The 21,941-nt window shown below is 39.9% G+C and carries 18 protein-coding genes; 10 read left to right on the top strand and 8 right to left on the bottom strand.

All coding sequences use genetic code 11. The features are described 5' to 3' along the window. Positions 1 to 163 precede the first annotated feature (163 nt). From betI to CQZ96_RS18860, 6 genes are all read left to right on the top strand, one after another. Positions 164 to 787: a transcriptional regulator BetI gene (betI, locus tag CQZ96_RS18885; protein WP_004717575.1), complete on the top strand. Its 624-nt coding sequence runs from the start codon at positions 164 to 166 to the stop codon at positions 785 to 787. Continuing rightward, the gene (betB, locus tag CQZ96_RS18880) at positions 780 to 2,252 is read left to right on the top strand and encodes a betaine-aldehyde dehydrogenase (protein ID WP_105713516.1); all 1,473 of its coding nucleotides are present in this window, start codon (positions 780 to 782) and stop codon (positions 2,250 to 2,252) included. The genes betI and betB overlap by 8 nt, the downstream gene beginning before the upstream one ends. 90 nt (positions 2,253 to 2,342) lie before the next feature. Continuing rightward, positions 2,343 to 4,037 carry a choline dehydrogenase gene (gene betA, locus CQZ96_RS18875; protein WP_105713515.1) on the top strand — a complete coding sequence of 565 codons (1,695 nt, stop codon included), beginning with the start codon at positions 2,343 to 2,345 and terminating at the stop codon, positions 4,035 to 4,037. Between the two features lie 67 nt (positions 4,038 to 4,104). After that, positions 4,105 to 4,899, top strand: coding sequence for a TorF family putative porin (locus CQZ96_RS18870; protein ID WP_105713514.1), 795 nt, complete (start codon positions 4,105 to 4,107; stop codon positions 4,897 to 4,899). 600 nt (positions 4,900 to 5,499) lie between these two features. Continuing rightward, on the top strand, positions 5,500 to 6,087 hold the full coding sequence (locus tag CQZ96_RS18865; RefSeq protein ID WP_105713513.1) for a TetR/AcrR family transcriptional regulator: 588 nt from the start codon (positions 5,500 to 5,502) through the stop codon (positions 6,085 to 6,087). Between the two features lie 192 nt (positions 6,088 to 6,279). Next, positions 6,280 to 7,488: an MFS transporter gene (locus tag CQZ96_RS18860; protein ID WP_105713512.1), complete on the top strand. Its 1,209-nt coding sequence runs from the start codon at positions 6,280 to 6,282 to the stop codon at positions 7,486 to 7,488. Positions 7,489 to 7,581: 93 nt separating this feature from the next. On the opposite strand, the gene CQZ96_RS18855 is transcribed toward CQZ96_RS18860, so the two are convergent. The 4 genes from CQZ96_RS18855 to CQZ96_RS18840 form a co-directional block, all read right to left on the bottom strand. Further along, entirely contained in the window at positions 7,582 to 8,493 is a 912-nt protein-coding gene (locus tag CQZ96_RS18855) for an alpha/beta fold hydrolase (protein WP_004717586.1), read from the bottom strand. After that, positions 8,490 to 9,425 carry a metal-dependent hydrolase gene (locus CQZ96_RS18850; RefSeq protein ID WP_056513119.1) on the bottom strand — a complete coding sequence of 312 codons (936 nt, stop codon included), beginning with the start codon at positions 9,423 to 9,425 and terminating at the stop codon, positions 8,490 to 8,492. The genes CQZ96_RS18855 and CQZ96_RS18850 overlap by 4 nt, the downstream gene beginning before the upstream one ends. A 16-nt stretch (positions 9,426 to 9,441) precedes the next feature. Beyond that, the gene (locus tag CQZ96_RS18845) at positions 9,442 to 10,308 is read right to left on the bottom strand and encodes a metal-dependent hydrolase (protein WP_105713511.1); all 867 of its coding nucleotides are present in this window, start codon (positions 10,306 to 10,308) and stop codon (positions 9,442 to 9,444) included. A gap of 361 nt (positions 10,309 to 10,669) precedes the next feature. Next, complete coding sequence (locus CQZ96_RS18840) at positions 10,670 to 11,818, bottom strand: DUF1624 domain-containing protein (RefSeq protein ID WP_105713510.1); 1,149 nt, start codon at positions 11,816 to 11,818, stop codon at positions 10,670 to 10,672. A gap of 200 nt (positions 11,819 to 12,018) precedes the next feature. On the opposite strand from CQZ96_RS18840, the gene CQZ96_RS18835 reads away from it, so the two are divergent. After that, on the top strand, positions 12,019 to 12,393 hold the full coding sequence (locus CQZ96_RS18835) for a hypothetical protein (protein ID WP_016539422.1): 375 nt from the start codon (positions 12,019 to 12,021) through the stop codon (positions 12,391 to 12,393). A 240-nt stretch (positions 12,394 to 12,633) separates the two neighbouring features. Here CQZ96_RS18835 and CQZ96_RS18830 read toward each other — a convergent pair whose 3' ends face one another. Together CQZ96_RS18830 and CQZ96_RS18825 are read right to left on the bottom strand one after the other, a co-directional pair. After that, positions 12,634 to 14,961 (bottom strand): TonB-dependent receptor, encoded by a 2,328-nt coding sequence (locus tag CQZ96_RS18830; RefSeq protein ID WP_105713509.1) that lies wholly within the window; start codon positions 14,959 to 14,961, stop codon positions 12,634 to 12,636. 148 nt (positions 14,962 to 15,109) lie between these two features. Further along, positions 15,110 to 16,588, bottom strand: coding sequence for a PLP-dependent aminotransferase family protein (locus tag CQZ96_RS18825; RefSeq protein WP_105713508.1), 1,479 nt, complete (start codon positions 16,586 to 16,588; stop codon positions 15,110 to 15,112). A gap of 108 nt (positions 16,589 to 16,696) precedes the next feature. Between CQZ96_RS18825 and CQZ96_RS18820 the strand changes: the two genes are divergently transcribed. Further along, complete coding sequence (locus CQZ96_RS18820; protein ID WP_105713507.1) at positions 16,697 to 17,152, top strand: GNAT family N-acetyltransferase; 456 nt, start codon at positions 16,697 to 16,699, stop codon at positions 17,150 to 17,152. A 101-nt stretch (positions 17,153 to 17,253) separates the two neighbouring features. Here the strand turns inward: CQZ96_RS18820 and CQZ96_RS18815 are convergent, their stop codons facing one another. Continuing rightward, the gene (locus CQZ96_RS18815) at positions 17,254 to 18,684 is read right to left on the bottom strand and encodes a PLP-dependent aminotransferase family protein (RefSeq protein ID WP_105713671.1); all 1,431 of its coding nucleotides are present in this window, start codon (positions 18,682 to 18,684) and stop codon (positions 17,254 to 17,256) included. A gap of 109 nt (positions 18,685 to 18,793) precedes the next feature. Between CQZ96_RS18815 and CQZ96_RS18810 the strand changes: the two genes are divergently transcribed. After that, positions 18,794 to 19,576 (top strand): aldolase, encoded by a 783-nt coding sequence (locus CQZ96_RS18810; RefSeq protein WP_004717605.1) that lies wholly within the window; start codon positions 18,794 to 18,796, stop codon positions 19,574 to 19,576. Between the two features lie 5 nt (positions 19,577 to 19,581). Continuing rightward, positions 19,582 to 20,466, top strand: coding sequence for a dihydrodipicolinate synthase family protein (locus CQZ96_RS18805; RefSeq protein ID WP_105713506.1), 885 nt, complete (start codon positions 19,582 to 19,584; stop codon positions 20,464 to 20,466). A gap of 217 nt (positions 20,467 to 20,683) precedes the next feature. Here CQZ96_RS18805 and CQZ96_RS18800 read toward each other — a convergent pair whose 3' ends face one another. After that, positions 20,684 to 21,877, bottom strand: a complete 1,194-nt coding sequence (locus CQZ96_RS18800) for a hypothetical protein (RefSeq protein WP_105713505.1) — start codon at positions 21,875 to 21,877, stop codon at positions 20,684 to 20,686. Between the last annotated feature and the right edge of the window lie 64 nt (positions 21,878 to 21,941).

The raw sequence follows: 21,941 nt of genomic DNA, 5'->3' as shown, positions 1-21,941 counted from the left end.
TACATTTCTTATTACTCATCAAAAAATTATTGATTTTTGCAGATTATACTTTTTATTGATTGAACGTTCAATCAATAAAAAGTATTATAAAAAAATGTTAAGATGTTCTACATTGAGTAATGTTAAATAAAAAGTGCCTTTTCAGCACTTTAAGTGGATATACATGACAAAACGTAGAGTCAAACCAGAGCATGTGCGACGTGAAGAAATTATTAACGCCGCATTTGATGTGATTTATGAAGTGGGCTTATCCAATATGACCATTGCACAAATCGCAAAGAAAGCCGAGCTATCCACAGGTATTGTGAGTCACTATTTTGGTGATAAACAGGGATTAATAAATACCTGCATGCAAGAAATGCTGAATGTTTTACGTCGCAAAACCGACCAAAATAAAACTGAAGCAGACGAGCATCCAGAAAGCCAACTTAAAGCGATTATTGACTCTAACTTTGATATTAGTCAGGTCAATAAACAAGCCATGCGCATCTGGTTAGACTTTTGGTCTGCAAGCATGCACCTACCCGAACTTGGGCGCTTGCAACAAATTAATGATCAACGCCTGTATTCAAACTTGAAGTTTCACTTTCTCAAGTTATTGGATAAAGAACAGGCAAGCATTGCCGCTCGTGGTTTAGCGGCATTGATTGACGGATTATGGTTACGTGGCAGTTTAAGCAGTCATGATGAATTTGACAGCCAGCTGGCACGTTCCATTGCTTACGATTATGTAAAAACGCAATTGCAATTTGCGAAAAAACCTTTGCAGGAGAGACAGAATGAGTGATTCACAAGTTCATCAATTGTACATCCATGGTCGCTATGTAGCAGCGACCAGTGGTAAGACCTTTACCAGTATTAACCCTGCCAACGGTGAAGTGATCGCAACCCTTCAACAAGCATCACAACAAGACATTGAAGCGGCTGTTCAAAGCGCACAACAAGGTCAAAAAATTTGGGCCGCAATGACAGCGATGGAGCGTTCTCGTATTTTACGTCGCGCTGTCGACATTTTACGTGAGCGTAATGATGAACTCGCTCGCTTAGAAACCCTCGATACAGGTAAAGCCTATAGCGAAACATCGACCGTTGATATTGTCACCGGTGCTGATGTACTCGAATATTATGCAGGTCTCGCGACTGCAATTCAGGGAGAGCAAGTTCCGCTTCGTGAATCAAGCTTTTTCTATACCCGTCGTGAACCGCTTGGTGTTGTCGCGGGAATCGGTGCTTGGAACTATCCAATTCAAATCGCATTATGGAAATCTGCCCCTGCCCTAGCTGCTGGGAATGCCATGATCTTTAAACCAAGTGAAACCACACCACTAAGCATATTTAAACTTGCTGAAATCTATACTGAAGCTGGACTACCAGATGGCGTATTTAACGTGGTACAAGGTGCAGGCCGTGAGATTGGACAATGGTTAACAGAACATCCAGTTATTGAAAAAATTTCTTTCACTGGTGGTGTTGAAACAGGCAAGAAAGTTATGGCAAGTGCCGCAGGTTCTACACTCAAAGAAGTGACCATGGAACTCGGCGGTAAATCCCCTTTAATTATTTGTGATGATGCTGACCTCAATCGTGCAGCAGACATTGCGGTAATGGCAAACTTCTTTAGTTCAGGTCAAGTATGTACCAATGGTACACGTGTCTTTGTTCCAAAAGCACTGTTAGCAGATTTTGAAGCCGCAATTGTAGAACGGGTAAAACGAATCCGTATCGGCGATCCAATGGCTGAGCAAACTAACTTTGGTCCACTCACCAGCTTCCCGCATATGGAAAAAGTCTTGTCTTTCATTGAGTCAGGCAAACAACAAGGTGCCAAACTGCTCATTGGCGGTGGCCGTGCGACAGAAGCTGAATTGGCGCAAGGCGCTTATGTGTTACCGACAGTTTTCAGTGACTGCCAAGATGATATGCGCATTGTTCAAGAAGAAATCTTTGGCCCTGTCATGAGCATTCTCAGTTATGAAACTGAAGAAGAAGTCATTCGTCGTGCCAATGACACCACTTTTGGTTTAGCAGCAGGTGTTGTGACTCAAGACATCACCAAAGCACATCGCATTATTCATCAAATCGAAGCAGGTATTTGCTGGATCAACACATGGGGCGAATCCCCTGCTGAAATGCCAGTGGGTGGCTATAAGCAATCAGGTGTCGGCCGTGAAAATGGTTTAACCACACTTGGGCATTACACCCGTATCAAATCAGTTCAAGTTGAGTTAGGTGAGTATCAAAGCATTTTTTAATGCACTCACACTTTCTCCGTATATCAATCCTATGTGCCATGTCATCACCTGATTGCATTGGCACTTTTAAAAAATACAAAAAGGATAATTATGACTACTCAAGCATATGACTACATTATCATCGGCGCAGGATCTGCCGGAAATGTGCTCGCAACACGTTTAACTGAAGACAAAGAGGTTACTGTTTTACTCTTGGAAGCAGGTGGCCCAGACTACCGTTTAGATTTCCGTACTCAAATGCCAGCAGCGTTGGCCTACCCACTACAAGGACGCCGTTACAACTGGGCATATCTCACTGATCCTGAACCACATATGAATAATCGCCGTATGGAATGCGGCCGTGGTAAAGGTTTAGGTGGTTCCTCATTGATTAACGGGATGTGTTATATCCGTGGTAATGCAATGGACTTAGATAACTGGTCGACGCTCAAAGGGCTAGAAGACTGGAGCTATGCAGACTGCTTACCATATTATAAAAAAGCTGAAACCCGTGATATTGGTGGCAATGACTACCATGGCGCCAATGGCCCTGTATCTGTGGCAACCCCTAAAAATGGCAATAATGTCTTGTTCCATGCCATGGTTGAAGCAGGTGTACAAGCAGGCTATCCACGTACAGATGACTTAAATGGTTATCAACAAGAAGGTTTCGGTCCAATGGATCGTACCGTGACACCAAAAGGCCGTCGCTCTAGTACCGCACGTGGTTATTTAGACATGGCAAAAGGTCGCCCTAATTTAACGATCGTGACCCATGCCACCACCAATAAAATTTTATTTAATCAAAAGCAAGCGATTGGTGTGGAATATATCATCGGTGCGGATAAAACCAATCTCACACAAGCACGTGCAAACCGTGAGGTCTTGCTTTGTGCGGGTGCTATCGCATCACCACAAATTTTACAACGTTCGGGTGTTGGTGAAAGTAGCTTCCTTAAATCAATGGATATTGATGTTGTACATGATTTACCGGGTGTCGGTGAAAACTTACAAGACCATTTGGAAATGTACTTACAATACAAATGTAAGCAACCTGTTTCACTCTACCCCGCATTAAAATGGTTTAACCAGCCTGCAATTGGCGCTGAATGGTTATTTAATGGGACTGGTATTGGCGCAAGCAACCAGTTTGAAGCAGGTGGTTTTATCCGCAGCTCAGATGAATTTGACTGGCCAAATATTCAATATCACTTCTTACCCGTTGCGATTAACTATAACGGCAGTAATGCAGTGAAAGAACACGGCTTCCAAGCGCATGTTGGTTCTATGCGCTCACCAGCACGTGGTCGAATTAAGCTGAAATCTAAAGATCCATTTGAACATCCAAGTATTCTGTTCAACTATATGTCGACTGAGCAAGACTGGCGTGAATTCCGTGATGCCATTCGTATCACCCGTGAAATCATGCAACAGCCTGCATTAGATGCATATCGTGGCGATGAAATCAGTCCTGGAAAACAGGTGCAAACTGATGCTGAACTGGATGATTTCGTGCGCAACCATGCTGAAACTGCTTACCATCCTTCATGTAGTTGTAAGATGGGTGAAGATGAAATGGCAGTGGTTGACGGTCAAGGTCGTGTACACGGTCTACAAGGCTTGCGCGTTGTTGATGCTTCGATTATGCCGCTGATCATTACTGGAAATTTAAATGCCACAACGATTATGATCGCTGAAAAAATCGCAGATCAAATTCGTGGCAAAAAATTGCCACGTTCTGAAGCGGGTTATTACAAAGCTGGCACAGCACCTGTGCGCAAAGCGCCTTTACGTCCGATCGTGTAAAAGTATTCATATTTTAGCGACACCTCAGTTTTGACTGAGTGTGTCGCATCTTTCAAGGACGAATAAAATGAGAAAAAAATTATTATTGACCATCCCTTTGAGTTTATTTTTTCAAACCCTACATGCCAATGAATCTGGTGTAGAAACGCCGTCTCCGTATAGTGCAAATTTGACAGTAGCCAGCCAATATATCTCACGTGGTTTTCAACAGACCTGGGGCAACCCTGCTGTACAAGGCGGATTTGATTATGCTCATCCCAATGGTTTCTATGTAGGAACTTGGGCTTCTAGTGTGAGTGATGACTTCATCCGTGATGCCAATGTTGAATGGGATGTCTATACTGGTTATAGCCGTAGTTTCGGTCAGTTAAATCTGGGTACTAAAGTCGCTTATTACTACTATCCTGGGGCAAAAACCACTGCTGAAACAGGTTATACCCGTTTTGATTATGGTGAAATTATTCCAGAAATCAGCTATGGTCCGCTGAGTGTTAAATATGCAATTACCTATACTCAAGATTATTTTGGCAATAATTCTGACACTTTAGCAATTGGTTCCAATAAGCACTCTCGTGGTTCAGGCTATTTAGATGTGAATTGGTTACAACCCATCGCTCAAGGCTGGTCGGTGAATATGCATTATGGCAATCAACGTATAAAAAACTTTTCTGCCGCAAGCTTTCAAGATGCCAGTGTTGCCATTAACAAAGCGCTGCCTTATGGCTTATCTTCCAGTTTAAGTTATAGCAAAGCATGGGACAAAGACGGATATTATCAAAAATACAGCAATGGCAATCCCAATGCCAAAGTTTCAAATCCAATTGATTCCACCCTCACTTTTTCACTCACTAAAAAGTTTTAAGCTAAAGTTTAGATATTTAGTAACCTGTTATAGATCAACCAAAAACCATGCCCTTCATGAGCGTGGTTTTTTAATGTCTATAGTCACCCCCCTAATTATTCATACAAGTGATTTCTATCAAGTCATTGATCAGAAATGAACTTATGTTTTTGTATGTGCTTTTAGAAACTGTTGGTTATCAATTCATTTTTTTTACTTTTGAATTATAGATGGTGATTCTACCGTGAGGCGACATGGATGTCGCCGTTGGGCGGGGGTACAGGACGTACCTCTCGCCCAATAGAAGATTTTTGTCACTTTTCATCTCTGAAAAGTGAGGCATCGCCTACGCAAAGCTATTTAAACTTTGAAGGTAAGGTGTGGCATTGCAAGCTTTTTATAATTAAATAATTTATTTTCTCATGCAATTGATTTAATTAAAAATATTCATTAAAAGAAATTATATTCTTGTGTCTGAGCTTTTTTGACAGGTTGACTTATATCTTGGCTTAATTCAATAAAGCAAACTCAAATCTCCCCATACTGTTGAATTATCATTAGACAGCCATTGATTGTTTGTATAAAGTATTAGGAACGATTGTTCCAGTATAAATTAACATTATGCGTACTAAAGAGTTTGATCCTGAAGAAGTTGAAAATGCAGTTATGCAAGTTTTCTGGCGTAAAGGATTTGCAGCGACATCAATTCAAGATTTGGTTGAGGAAACTGGACTCTCACGCAGCAGTTTATATAGTTCCTTTAAAAATAAAGAGCAGCTATACCAACAAGCCTTATCTCGCTATCAACGCCTGATCAGTAAATCAAATATTGATTTGTTATCCAGTGATGGATCAGTCAAAAGTATCATGCAACAATTATTATCTCGTATCATTGAAGATGAATTAAATGATCCGCAACATCGGGGTTGCCTGATGGCCAATGCCTGTTTGGAGTTAGCAGGACACGATCAAAAGACTGCAGAATCTGTCACGTACAACTTTGAACGATTACAGCACGCACTGGAACAGCTCATGATCAGAGGAAAGCAATCTGGTGAAATCACCCTACATAGTTCTCCGCAAGCCTTAGCACTTTTTTTCGTGAATACCATTCAAGGCATTCGCGTTTTAAGCAAAGGCTGTAGCGCAGAAAATCGTCAGCAATATCTAGAGAATGTTGCTGAAGTCGCACTGAATACCTTGTATTAATTTTTAGTTTCCCCCTTAGCAGACTGGCTAATTTGCAATGCTGAGGGTTTTATTTACCTAAAAATGGAACGATCATTCCAATATAAATGACAACATGGAGTCTACAATGAATATTGATCTTCAAAATTTTGTGATGCCTATATTCCTTAAACGAGATGAACTTTCTGTCAATCATACACAGAGGTATAGCGCATGAATCAGTTCAACAACAGATCAGAGCAGAACCGATCTGCGCCCAGCTTACCGATATGGAAATTATTGGCATTTACGGTTGCAGGTTTTATTACCATTATGACGGAAATCATACCTGCGGGCTTATTGGCATTGATCAGTCATGACTTAGAGGTGTCTGAAGCTTTAGCAGGGCAAATGATTTCAGTTTATGCCCTAGGATCGGTCATTGCGGCGATCCCTGTGGTTGCTGCAACACGGAGTTGGTCAAGAAAACCTTTATTGTTATTGGCAATCACAGGCTTGTTTGTCTTCAATAGTCTAACAGCGCTATCTTCCAGCTATATTGTCATCCTGATTTCACGATTTATTGCGGGAATGTCAGCTGGAATTATCTGGGGTATCTTGGCGGGTTATGCTCGAAGTCTAGTTCCTGCCCATCTACAAGGCAGAGCGATGGCGATCGTTGGGGTCGGTCAACCCATTGCATTATGTATGGGTGTGCCTTTAGCTATTGGATTGGGCAATCTGTTTGGCTGGCGTGGGGTTTTCTGGGTGATTTCAGGACTTGCTTTAATCCTGATCATCTGGATAAAAATAAGCCTCCCTCATTTGGCTGGACAACCCGCGAGCAAACAACAATCCATTCTCAAGGTCTTGGTACACCCCGGTATAGGCACAATTTTGGCGGTTATTTTTGTTTGGATTTTGGCACATAACATACTTTATACGTTTATTTCGCCTTATTTGTCTGCTGTACAGCTGAGTGAGCATATTGATCTTATTCTTCTTATTTTTGGTCTTTCTTCAATATTCGGCATTTGGATTACAGGGATTTGGATCGATAGATCATTACGCAAATTAACCCTGATCAGTTTAACAGGCTTTGCCATCGCTGCTCTTTTCATGGGCTTGAGCGGTCATCACATCTGGCTTGTGATGCTAGGTATCGTACTTTGGGGAATGACTTTTGGCGGTGCACCAACTCTACTACAAACTGCGCTGGCAGATGTCGCAGATGAAAATGTGGATATTGCCCAATCCATGCTGGTGACGGTGTTTAATCTTGCTGTTGCAGGGGGCGGTATTTTAGGTGGCATCCTACTACAAAATGTAGGAATAGACTCATTCTTTGTTTGTATCATCGCATTATCATTATTGGGGTTATCTATTGTATTTTTTGCGCATGAAAATGGTTTTAAATCAGGACATCGTTTAGGCAGCAAATAAATTTAAAGCTGTCATTTAACAACATGCTTCGATGACAACATCTATTGGATCAAACAGCACCATCATCGTTGATTGGGCTATTTGATCCGTCTCTTAAACGATAGCTATGGCTTTATTGACTAAAAACAGTTGCACAAATTGCTGAATCTTATCCGCCACTGCCTGTGGTTGACTTAAAATCCCCCAATGCCCTGCCGAAACTTCGCTATAGCGAATATCATCCCCCCACTCTTCCATCCCACGGCTTAAAGCAAGCGGTACAAATGGATCTTGATTCATCAATAACATTTGCACAGGAATGGTTGTGGTTCGACCTGTCGGCTTGAATAATGCTTTGGTTAAATTTTGACGATATAGACCTAAACCACTGATGGCATTGCGAAGTTGGGTCGGGCTCTTATCAACTGAGGTTTTTTCTAAATACCCCACCAGTTTTGGCCATACTTTGCCAAGACCTAAACGCCAAGTCAGTTCAGGAAGTACAGGGATTTGTAACATTGCCATATAACTTGATGCTGACACTCGCTTAATCACGTTGAAATAGCCTTGTAAGTTACCTTGGGCCAACTGGCGATGAAACCACCACCCTACATGATCTGTACTTGGCGCCAATGCAGTATAAGACGCAATTTGAGACTTTAATCGGTCAGCCAATACCGCTTCCCAACCTTGTAAAGCGCCCCAATCATGTCCAACCAAATGGACCGATTGATGTGGGCTCACTGCTTTAATCACTTGGGATAAATCTTCGATCAAATGTTCAAAAGCATAATCTGCTGTTGTTTTTGGAATATCAGATAATCCTGTACCACGTACATCATAAGCAACCACATTAAAATGAGGGGCTAAATATTGTGCCACCGCGTGCCAGACTTCAGCAGAATCTGGATAACCATGTATCAATACAATAGTATCTTGATCAACATCTAAGCTGCCCCAATGGTAAGCAGCCAAACAGATATTTCCTGAATGAACATATAGCTTGGTCTTATCAAAATGCTTCATGAAACCACCCGCGGAACAGTTTCAGTTTTTTGCTGATATGCAAGTACCCCTGCTGACTGTGCCAAGTAGGCTTGAGCAAGTTCAGTTGAAGCTTCGTAATAGGGATGATAGTTGGGCTTAAAAAACCGTAAACTGGTCTTAAAAAACCACACTGGTCCTGGTATATAGCCATTTAAATCAGAACGATGCCAAGCTTTCCAAAAAGCGGGTTGCCATAAGCTTTTTTGGTTTTGTGGAATAGCAGGATCATCTTGAGCCAGTTGTACAGTACCAGCCGCCATGAGATAGGTAAAAATAGGAGCGGTCACAGCCATCACCGCAACACGTAATAAATAACTCCCTGAAATATGCTGATAAACATCATAAGCAACCGTACGATGCTCAACTTCCTCAGCACTATGCCAAGTAAACAAGTCACTTACCACAGGATCTCCACCACGTGCCTGCCAATCTGAACGGGTTAATACATATTGACCAATTGCTGCAGTAAAATGTTCAGCCGCGGCCACTAACCCAACTCGCGCATTTAACCAAGGTCGCTGCCAGACTTTAGGTAAGTTAAAACCCAAAGGTTTGTCCGCGAGTAACCGATCAAATAAGCCAACAACTCGTTTATATTGGTTCTCCACATCCACCCCATAACGTAGCAAATATTCTTCGATTGAATCCTTGTGCGCTTGTGAATGAATGGCTTCTTGTCGAATGAAAATTTTGGCATCTTGCTTAAGTTTTTCATCATGAATAAAAGGTAAAGCTTTATTGAACATTCGACAGAAAAAATACTCTCCTCGAACCAAGGTAAAACTAAAATGATTGACACCATGACTTGCCAATGGGTCTTGTGGTATCCAGTGTAAAGGCGAGTGCTCCCATTCAAATTTAACCTGTCGAGGAATCATTGCCCAACTTGCTTTTGATGCTTCAGATCGCATAATTCTTTCCTCAGAGTTATGATGGTAAATGATGAGGCGTTTCAGATAGGCCTATTTTTACTTTGGTTTTTGCCACGATTTCAGACTCATCCGTATCATTGGGATGGAAATTAAAACGGTAGTAATCTATAAATTTAGGAATAAAAACTTTATATTTTTCCACACCATGCTGAGCAAATTTGCGCCATGATTTTAGATTTAATAATTGGCGATCGCGTTTTAACAGCACAACTTGATAAACACTCGACAATGCAGTAATCAAAACCAGACTAAACGTGAAAATCGCAACGCGAGGAATATAAGCAGCTAAGCCCTTTCCATATAAGTATTCATACATGTCATAAGCCACAGCCTTATGTTCGGTTTCTTCAACACTGTGCCATAACCATAAATTACGAATGCTTTCATCCGTCATCAATTCATTGACATCTTTCATCATCTCCACCACCAACACTGCGGTGTAATGTTCCAGACCCACAGTCACCAAGAGATTCCACTTTTTAGGAAAAGTACGTTCAATTGCTTTTAATATGATCCCTGTGACTTTTTCTAAAGATTCCGGATCTAAACCATATTGTTGTGCACTGACATGAAAAGCATGATGTTCTTTAGAGTGCATGGCTTCTTGTCCAATAAAGGCTCCAATATCACGGTCTAATTGTGGATTATTTTTAATTTTTTTACGTAAGGCTCGCACTGAACGGACAAAGTACGATTCACCTTCTGGAAAAAGTGTTGATAGACCTGTGAAGTAATGAGTAAAGGTAGGTTCGTCATCACACCAATACTTGGGCATATCCTGAAACTCATAATCCATACGACGTACTGGAAATGATGCAGGTGTTTTTTGCTTTGATTTTTCTTTCACCGCTGATATAGACATGGTTCACCTCAAGAATTTATCTCAAAATAACAAGTTCCAAAAAGGAACTAATAAAATCAAAATAATGATCCATGCAGATCTTGTCAATCAAGTGAATATGCTTTGGCTCAAGGTTGTCCTTAAATGACAGTATCATTCCTATAAAGACATCTCGATAAAGACAGGCTATAAATAAAAGGTGAAAAATAAATTAAAATATTGAACATGAAATAGCTTTAATACAGTCCAAGTCGTCTTTAGGCTGTTCAGCACTAGGTTAAGCATTCAAAAATATTAAAAAAATAGTGATATCCATCATTACTGGACATCACTATTTTAGCTGCTAGATATGCTTTTAAATAAAAACAATACTTAACTTATCTTATAAGTATTTAAGAATAGCGATATGTTTGTTTTTATGTTTGTAATCAGAAAATTTAACCATTAAAGGATATAAAATTATGCTGAGAATAATCGCAATCCACCACAATGTAGACACCGAATCGACACCAAAATAATCTCCATGATTTTTCCCAAAAAAGGCAACCACGAGCAAATATAAAGCCTTTAAAACATATAAGTGAACAATATAAAAAAACATTGGTACAGAACCAAATATGATCAAGGGTTTGATCCAAGGTTTTGTTTCGATTTTTTGCAGACAGACCAAAAGAACCAGTCCAATACCAACGTTCCATAAAATGAAAAATAAAGATGGTGGATATTTGGTTAGATTCATAAAACTCATGAATGTTTCAGTCCATGTCGGCATGACCGTCCAAGCATGATCTCCATATACATTGATCGCTCTTAAAAGCAAAAATAAAGCAATACTGGAAAAACCAAAAATGAGTAATTTTGTATTTCTTGATTGGTTTTGTTGAGATGAAGCAAAAACACTTGAACCAATACAATATCCTAAAGTAATCACACCAATCCAAGGTAAAACAGGATAAGAGGTTCGAATACGAATCAGATTGCCAAACTCAATCCAGCCCCGTTCATGCAAAATGAACCATAAATTCTGTATGAAAGGTACATTTTCAAAAGACACTTGATCAAGCACATTGTGCCCAAAAATAATCACGATGCTGATTATCCATAATAATTTTTGTGGCAATCCAATTAAAGCTGCCAACGCCAGCATACTTAAACCAATCGCCCAAATCACTTGTAGATAAATCACATCAGGTGGGAACTTGCCAGTCCATGCAAAATTGATCACCACCAACTCAAGAAAGATCAGAAATAACCCGCGTTTAATCAAAAACTCACGTGTCATCGCTAGACTATTATTTTTAGCTTGATAGAGATAGGCGGATAAGCCTGTCAAAACAATAAATACTGGAGCGCATAAATGGGCCAATATTCGGCTAAAGAAAAGTGACGTTTCTGTGCCTGGAATCAGCATTGGATCTGGAACTTGATGATGGAGGTAAAAAGTTTCTCTGACATGATCAACCATCATAATCAAAATCACCAAGCCTCGTAATGCATCAATCGCTTGTAAGCGTTGCGAAAGAATAGACATAGAAAAAACAACAAATTAAACGTTATGATATAATATAACAATTAATTTCATTATTTTAAAACCATCTCATTAAAAAACATCAATTTGTACCGTTATTTCACAGCAACACTTAAAAAATTTACCAATTATCACATAGACTTTTTGCAAAATTTAATTGATAATGATTATCAATTTCATTATATGAAAAATTGGTGAACACTTTGGAACAGCCTACTTTAGCGACTGAAGCGATTCGAGCATTTTTTACCTTACAATGCTGCTGGTTAAACAGTGAAGAAATTTATCTTGAACAAGGTTGTTTGCATTGTGGTTCGGCAGCAACTTATTTAATTTATTTTACCCATGCCCCTATTCAAAAATTAATGCTTGATTTTATTCAAAAATATAACTGCCATAACAGCAAAAAATCAGACTTACTCGACTTATTAGACTTTGAACAGAATTATAATGATTTTTTACAAGTGCTTGAAAGTGCAGTAAACAGTTATGCTCGACAATATCAAAACCATGCTTGTCATTTGGCATTTGAAAGTGTTGAATCTATTTTTGAACGTGAAGCAGCCATTGCATGTTAAAAAATTGATGCTGCAATAAATCAAACTGTAATGATTAAATCGAATAGACTATTTTTAACAGCTATTTTTTAAATTAATTTTAGGGTCTGTTGACATCAATTTTTCATTCTCAATGTATCAAAATAAAAGGGGCCAACACGTTGCTTGAAGTCTTCTCAACAACAGCAACTTATTGACCCCGATAATAAATCTTAAGTTAAGACCCAACATATAAAAACTTAACCAACAAAAGTTAAGCGATTAAATTTTCATACTTATACCCAGCTGTACCCCACGCCCAGGAAGTGGTGCAATGTATTTTAATGGCGAGTTCTGTGGTCGTGCATCTTCATTTAACAAATTAGATCCATTGAGGAAAACATCAAAATTGGCATTTTGTAATTTGAAGTGTTTCTGAATTTGTAGATCCAGCAAGTTATAAGACGGCAATGGAATTTCTTTAGACACATTTTTGCCTAAATACTGAGCTTGATCATAGTAAATATTGGATAAGCGTGCTGACCAATCATTTTTATTCCATTCAAGGTTTAGCCCATAACGGTTCGTTGGCATGTTGGGTAAGTAATTTCCATCATTTGCCAAACTGGTTTTGTTTGGATTAAGGTTTTTATTTTTCACCAAGTCAGCAAAAGCAGAGATCAAAAGATTACCATACTGATTGAGTTCAAACTTTTGTTTTAAATCAATTTCAAATCCAGTAATTTCAGCATCTGTCTGGGTCCAATATTTAAGTGGCAAGCGATTACGCATTTGTGCCCCTGAATGGGTCAAATACAAATACTTGTCATATTTCATCTTATATACAGTCGCTTCAAAATTAAAATTTTTATAATTGAACAAACCTGTTAACTCAAGATTTTTGGATTTTTCTTCTTTGAGTTTTTGGTTACCTTCTTCTTGTAACATAATTGAATAATGTGGATGGCTGGCATAAAGTTCATTAATTTCAGGCGCTCTATCTGACACTGAATAACGCAACTTTAAACCCAATAGATCATTATATTTTAGGTATGAACCGAAACTGTAGCTTTCAAGATTAAATTTTGTATCGGTGAGTTTTGTATTCGGTGAATTTCTGGATGGTACAAAATCACTTTTTTGAATTTTATGTTCAACCTTTTCGTTACGATAACCAGCATCGAGTTCTAGCCAATCAAAGTCTAATTTTTCCTTGATAAACACGGCTTGTGTTTGCGTATTGATATTCGGTAAATAACGTAAATTTCCATGTCCTACCACTTTACGATCAATCTGATTAAAGCCAATAAAACCATTCCAAAATTCAACAGGTCTATGCTTCAGTAATAATTCAGCCTGTTGGGTATCAAATTTATAGTTATTGGCCATTTTTGATCCTAAATATTCCCCTGATGTATTAACGCTCTTACTCACATCAAATTGTATTTGTTTCAATAACAACGGGCTAAAATTAAACTCGCTGTCTAAGGCATATCTTCGCTGATCTGTTTTCACCCCGACTGGTATGCTGTCACTGGTAGATTGAAAAGATTTATTTTCAAGAGAAAATCCGGGTACCCCATATTCACTTTTTTTTGAATCAGCACTGAGCCCAATACGTCCATTGTTGAGAAAATAAGTGCTTCCAATCGCAAAGTGTTGATTGTCTAAATAGCTATTGCCCAGCTTATTTTTATAGTTGGGTGTGACATCTTTATTAATTTTGTTTTCAGTATATTGCTGGGTATTGGGTACATATTTAGGGTTTACTGGATTGGTATAGGTTTTTCCACTCCAAACTGAGGTAGGTTTATCTGTATAGAAGGAAAATGAACCATCTGCCCAATCGGGATTTTCCGTCATAAATTGGTCAATATAAGGCTGTGATGCCGTATTATAATTTTTTTGAATGCGTGCTTCTTTTTGGCAAGCATCTGCCAATGCTGTATTTACCCCACCCGTCGCTGGAAATACGCCACTATTACATACACTCGCTTTACCCTCTCCCGGAATTTTATAAGCTGACATATCTTGGCTAGAAAACAATAAATTGGTAGAAAAGTTACTTTGGTTATTGAGATTGAGTTTAAAACCTTTGGCATCAAAATCATTCCAGCCCTTTTTCGCTACAAGCTCTAATTGAGAACTTTTATTCGGCATCGCTGTATCGATTAGACCAGAATCAATATTCACACTTCCGCCAATGGCATTACCACCATAACGCACACTGTCTGAAGATTTATTGACAGTAACAGATTGAGTGAATAAAGGATCAAAAGGGATATTAATATTGCCGCTGATACTATTCATTCCATAAATAGACTGACCATTTTCCAAAATCTGCACCCGGTTTCCACTTAAACTGCGAATCACAGGCGCACCTGAATTGGGACCAAAAGCGCTGCTTTGTACCCCTGAAAGATGCTTTAAAGCATCACCTAAAGTTTTATTGTCTGCATTTCTATTTTCTACAATGATACTTTGATTGATAAATGGATCATTTTCGGCATTTACTCGAATCACTGGAAGTACAGTCAGCTGTTTATTTTCAATCGCATATGCAGGAAAGACCGGTAAAGAAATAGCGATTGCTAAAGTATGGTGACGCATCATGGATTCCGAATTGTAATTTATTGTTATGTTATAACATTACATAAACAGATGTACAACAATTATCATCAATGCGTGTACAGCTAAACCAGCTAGTGATTTATATGTAGGAAATGAAGAAATATAGAAGATGAAACAGGAAGCCGTATTAGGTCTGCTTGATCTGTTGCGCCAGCTTCTGAATATTCATGCTAATCTCGTCTGGAGTATGCGCTGCATAGCCAAACAATACTGCTGCTTTTTCATAAGGCTGTTGACAGTAGCGAGATAAAGGTTGAACAGCCAGATTAATAGCAAGACACTGATCAATAAAGCTTTGCTCAGTCCATGGGGCTTTTAGCCAACAAATCACATGAATCCCTGAGTCGGTTGGCTGAACAGTCAATACATCTGCAAGAAACTGTTGAATCGCAGCAATTAATGCCTGTTGACGTTCTTGGCAAGCTTTACGCACTTTACGTACATGGCGTGCATAATGCCCCTCCTTGATAAACAAAGCCAAAGCCGCTTGTTCTAAATAAGCACTCCGCGTATCGGTATAATATTTTGCCAGACTCAATGTTTCTGTCAGCGATTCTGGAACCACCATAAATCCAAGTCGAAACTCAGGAAACATCATTTTAGAAAAAGTACCCGAATAGATCACTCTTTGCTGTTGGTCTAAGCCCTGTAAGGCTTGAATTGGGTGCGTTCCATATCTAAACTCACTGTTATAATCATCTTCAAAAATCCATTTTTGCTGACTCGCTGCCCATTCCAATAGGGCCAATCGTCGACTTAAACTGAGTGTTCCACCTAAAGGGAACTGATGAGAGGGTGCGGTATAGATTAATTTACTTTTGGAATAATGCTGAATAATCTCAGCAATTTTCATCCCTTCGTGATCACTTGATACAGGATGAACTTGAATGCCAAAACTCCGAAAAATATTTAAAGCGGCATCATAGCCAGGCTCATCTAAACAGATCTGATCCAAAGGTTGTAATAATGCATAAGCTGCAAGGTGAATCGCTTGTTGGGTACCATTTACAATCAAAATTTGTTGTACATCGCATTTTAGCCCCCGCGTAGAACGAACATAATCACAAATAGCCTGACGTAAAGGCAAATAGCCACGACAATCATGAAACTGACCCAATTGCTGATGAGACTGCCGCCAAGCACGTCCCAATAATTTACCCCAAAGTGAATGGGGAAATAAATCGGTACAACCAACGCCGACATGAAATATTTTTTCACCCTGCCCAGATACATTTTGTTTCTGCCAAGCAGGTAATAAATTTGCGATATGCGGATTAATATTTAGCTTGTGACAGATGTCAGATGCAGATTCTGTCGCTATCTCTTGTATAGAAATTAATTGGTCAGGAATCAGCTCTGCGACATAAGTACCAGAGCTCGGCTTAGTCACAACATAGCCTTCATCCAGTAAACGATCCATTGCAGCCAAGACTGAATTTCTAGAAATCGACATCATTTCCGCCAAGACACGACTAGAGGGCAGTTTGGTTCCAGAAGCCAGGCGACCATCCAAAATTGCATCACGTAAAACGCTATATAACCCCTCTTTAATCACCCCTTTAGGCAAGATCAAATGGGGGAAATAAGCCGATGCTGCTGTCGCCATAAGTAAAACTGGTACTGTTAAAAATACTCAAAGTGTATCTTATTTCAATACCACAATCACACTTAAACTCATTTCTCCTCTTTCTTTCCCGATGACTGGAGAATACCTGTGGAAAATTTAGTGGTTCAAATTGTGCCTGTTGCACAACAAGACTATAAACAATGGGTGGAGTATTGGCTGGCTTATCAAGACTTTTACAAAGTGGCTTTATCCAATACTGTTACGCAAACCACTTGGCAACGTTTTTTTGATGATCAAGAACCGATATATTGTGCTGTTGCTAAACAAGCTGAGCATGTTCTCGGCTTTGTACATTACGTGATCCATCGCTCGACATGGGCCGAGGCCAACTTTTGCTATCTAGAAGACTTATATGTTTCTCCACAGGCAAGAGGTCAACATGTAGGCAAGCGCCTGATTGAATATGTACAACAGCAAGCGATTGTTCAACCCTGCGCGCGCTTGTATTGGCATACTCAACAAAGCAATCAAACTGCGCAAAAACTCTATGACTGGATCGCTGAAAAACCAGGGGTCATTGAATATCGTATGGCTTTAAATTAATCCATAAAAAACCAGAAACACAATGCTTCTGGTTTTTGCTTAAACCGTTCTAAAGTCAGTTCAACAAGATTCAAAATACTTTCTAAGTTTCTTGAGCATCATCAGCTCACAAAAACCTGGTACAACTTTTCAACAGTTTGACGGATTTCCAATTCGGTCAGGGCTGCAAAACCAAAACGAATATAGAAACTGTGATCAGAATGATGCCATTCCGAACCAAAATCATATTCAGAATCAATATGTAATTGTTTTAAAACCGTTAAAAACTGCTGTTGAAAAGGTAACTTAAACTTTACCCACAACGCCATGCCGCCTGCGGGTGGGGCTATTTCAACCCACTCCTCAAAAGTCTGCTGAAAAGCCCTCACAGCAAAGTCTCTACGTTGCTGATAAATCTTACGCATTTTACGGATATGCCGCTTAATTTCACCCTGCTGCATCAGTTCAGCCATTGCCAATTCAGTAATCGCATTGCCCTGTTTATCGATCAGCAAAATGTCTTGTTTCATCGCCTGAATAATTTGCACATTGGTCACCACATAACCAATTCTTAAACTGGGCGCAAACACTTTAGACAAAGAGCCGATATGAATCACTTTGTCTGCTGCTGGTAAGCTAATTAACGGCGGAATGGGGCGGCTGTCATAATGAAACTCATGGTCATAATCATCTTCAATAATATAAAAATCAAAGGCTTTAGACAGCTCTAACAACTTTAATCTTCGATCCATAGACATCGTCACTGTCGTTGGATATTGATGATGAGGTGTGGTGTATACCGCAGCAACTGCATGGCTGGACAAAATTTCAGTTAAATGATCGGTATCTAGACCATGCTTATCCAAACGCACGCGAATAATTTGATAATGATTAGACAGGAATGTTTCCACTGCAGGTGGATAAGCCCATTGCTCTACCACAATAATATGACGCTGAGACTGATGTTGAGCCAGAACCCGCGCAGCTAGAAAAATCCCCATTTGACTGCCACGAACCACACAAATGTTTTCCATAGAGGTCTGTATAAAACGCTCCATAGACAACATTTCTAATAAGGCTTGACGAAGTTCTAAACTGCCCTGCGGATCTCCATATCCCATGGTTTGATGACGTGTTACTTGAATCAATGCATGCCGATAAGCCCGTGAAAACAATTCATACGGGATCAGCCGATTATCTGGCACACCATCATTTTTGATCAGCACCTGAGTTGGTAAAACTGGTGTGATATCGACCTGTTCGAGTGTAGGCGATGACTGCGCTTTTAAATCCGGTAAATTCTCAGAGACAAAGGTGCCTTGCCTAGCTTTTGAAACCAGCCAACCCTGTGCCTCCAAATCTTCATATACCGATTGTACGGTTTTTCGGTTAATCCCGAGTTCATCCGCCAGTGTACGTGAACCTGGCAAGCGTGTTGCCTGAGTAATTCTGCCAGATAAAATCTCTTGAATAATCTGATTTGCCAACTTTAAAAAAAGGGTCTTTTCTTCACGATCTTCTAAATGTAGCCGAATTTTCCAAGGCTGACGCATAACTCTCTGGCCCATATAAGTTTTAGAAACTGGATATTTTAATCCATCCACAGAATTTTTATTCTGTACTTAGGCGATGTGAAAATCAACTCAGCGAGAGGTTTTATTTATGCAAACGGCACAACTAGATAAACAGCAATTGATGCAAAATGCGCAGCAAAATATGCAGCAATTTATTCAAGATTCAAACTACACAGATCGACAAAAGTTGGCATTAACCTGCCGTATTTTATTTGACCACGGCCATGATGCTGGCTTAGCGGGACAAATCACTTGTCGTACCACGCAAGGCAATAGCTTTATCACCCAGCGTTTTGGTCTCGGCTTTGATGAAATTACCGCGCAAAACTTATTGGAAGTTGATGAAGATCTAAAGCCACTTGATCAACAAGGCATGGCAAATCCTGCAAATCGCTTTCATACATGGATTTATAAACAACATCCTGAAGTGAATTGCATTATCCATACCCATCCAACACATATTGCAGCGTTGTCGATGCTCCGTGTGCCCTTAGCGATCGCACAAATGGATACCTGCGCTTTATATGAAGACTGTTCTTTTGTGGAAGAGTGGCCGGGAGTCCCCGTCGGCAATGAAGAAGGTATTTTTATTTCAGAAGCCTTAGGTAAAAACCGCGCTGTACTGCTGTCACATCATGGTCAGCTGGTGGCAGGTAAAACCATTGAAGAGGCTTGCAACTTAGCCATTTTAATTGAACGCGCTGCCCGACTTCAGCTTTTGGCAATGGCTGCTGGACAAATTCAACCTATCCCACATGAACTGGCAAAAGAAGCTCATGACTGGGTCTCTACCAACAAGCGTAATAATGTCAATTTTGCCTACTATGCGCGTAAAGCTTTAAAAAATCATGCGGACTGTATCGAGGAGTAATGAAAATGAAATTAGAAGGCATTATTGCATACCCAATCACACCATTTCACCCAGACACACAAACTGTCGATGTGGATGCACTGACCATCACATTAAATGCTCTGCTGGAACAACAATGTAATGCGATTGTGCCATTGGGCAGTGCTGGTGAAAGTGCTTATTTATCTTGGCAAGAATGGCAACAAGTCGCACAAAAAAGTATCGAAGTCGTTAATCACCGTGTCCCGGTCATGTTGGGAATTTCTGAACTCACAACGGCGATGGCAATTCAAAAAGCCCAAAAAGCCGAGGAGCTTGGCGCTGATCTAATTATGGTGATCCCAGTATCTTACTGGAAACTCAATGATCAAGAAATCTATGATTATTATCAGCAAATTGCCGCATCGACCAAACTGCCGATCATGGTCTATAACAACCCAGCAACCAGTGGCGTAGATATGTCACCAGAATTGATCGTGAAAATGTTTCAAGAAATTGAGAATATTTGCATGGTTAAAGACAGTACGGGTGATATTCAGCGCATGCATAAATTTCATGAATTATCTCAAGGACAGTTGCCCTTTTATAATGGCTGTAATCCTTTAGCGCTTGAGGCATTTTGTGCAGGGGCAAGTGGTTGGTGTACTGTGGCGCCAAATCTACTCGGTCAGCTACCAAGTCAGTTATATCAGGCAGTCAAAGATGGTGATTTAGACCACGCCAAAGCCTTGTTTTATCGTCAATTGCCTTTGTTGCGCTTTATTGTACAAGGCGGCCTACCGAAAACAGTCAAAGCAGGTTTAAATGAATTAGGTTTTTCTGTAGGTGAACCAAGAAAGCCATTACAACATGCCACCCCACTGGAAGTTCAGCAATTAAAGTCGTTGATGGCCTTAGCAAAACAAGCGTAAACGATCGTCGTATGCGCTTGTGAAGTTATAAAATTGATCCGATAAACATGCTTTGTTGCATACACCGCCGATCCGCTGCTTTGACAGATATTCATTTGACAAATACTCAAATAATAAGTAAATGTCATCCAGCAGTGTTTAAATCTAAGTGCAACAAAGCAGTTATTGCCATAGCAAATATCGGCATAACAAACAGATCAATTCCCAAATCCGCTTTCTAAAAACTAAATCCAAGGTTTAAATTGATACGATACAACCATTGGTCACTATAGGGTGAAACGGTCGAGCTAAAACCGGTTGAATTCATTGCACCGCCAATAATATTGGCATTTTTCCCCCAAGTATAATCGGCCCACACCATAAAGGGTGACGCAATAAACATCATCCCAGTGGTATTCATTTGAGAATCCGACCAATCATCACGTTTCTTATCCATATAACTATAATCATTGTAGAATCGGATCGCTTTGAGTTTGCCCATATTTTGCATAGGTAAGGTATAGGCAAGATTTAAACTGGCAACTGTCGCTTCAGAGGCAATAAAATAAGCAGGGGTAAATCCGTTATTCCCCATTAAAGTCATATCATTATTGACCCCGTCAGGATTCTTTGCATCATATTGATAATGAATCACAGAGCTTTGTAAATTAAAGCGTTTGTAATTGTTATCGCTATGCACACCCACTGCATAATATTGGCCATTTTTATCGGTGGTTTTATTATGCAATTGCGCAATTGCCCCAGATACCCCGACTTCCTGCTTACCCACATTGGTGTCTAACTTGCGCACAATCCGCGTATTGAATTGATGGCGCTTTTCATTTTGATAGGCTTTTTGACTTGGAAATGCATTGTCGGCAAGATCATCATAAGTGGCACTTTCGGGCGAATAGCGCAGATTGGTTGCCAGCATTTCAGGGTAATAGCCCAGTTTTACATCCCAGTCCTGATTATGAAAATTCCAGTTCAAACCTGGCGCAATGTTATTGCCATAGCCCAAAAAGAATGGGATATGGTAAGTCCAACCATTTTGCGGATAAGGATAAATCGCAAAAGGTTTATATACAAAGCCGGCTTCTAAACTATTCTGCTGATCTAAATTGTAGCCCACGTAGGCTTTTTCGATCGAGCGTTTCTCTTGGTCTTGAAACAAGTAGCTTGCATTAAAATAGGCATCGTCAAATTTACCTTTGACATCGACTCTAAAAATATCAAAATAGAGTTTGCCAAAGCCATCATTAGGTCCTTCCCAATTTTCATAGCGTTGGTTTAATCGCACCACGCCACCCAATTTTATAGAGTCCGTCTCATCTTCACTTTTCCATTCTAATGCTGAGCTTTGCGCCAAAACACTGGATGTGGTACCCAAATACAATGCTGCAAGTAGCATCGCGATAGCTGTCTTTTTCATAATTGCTTCCTTCCCTTGTGTTCCAACGATCCTGTTGGACTTTTGTTTTACCTATAAAACATAG

Source organism: Acinetobacter sp. MYb10 (assembly GCF_002980175.2).
Classification (GTDB): Bacteria; Pseudomonadota; Gammaproteobacteria; order Pseudomonadales; family Moraxellaceae; genus Acinetobacter; species Acinetobacter guillouiae.
This window is presented reverse-complemented; position numbering and strand designations above follow the sequence as displayed.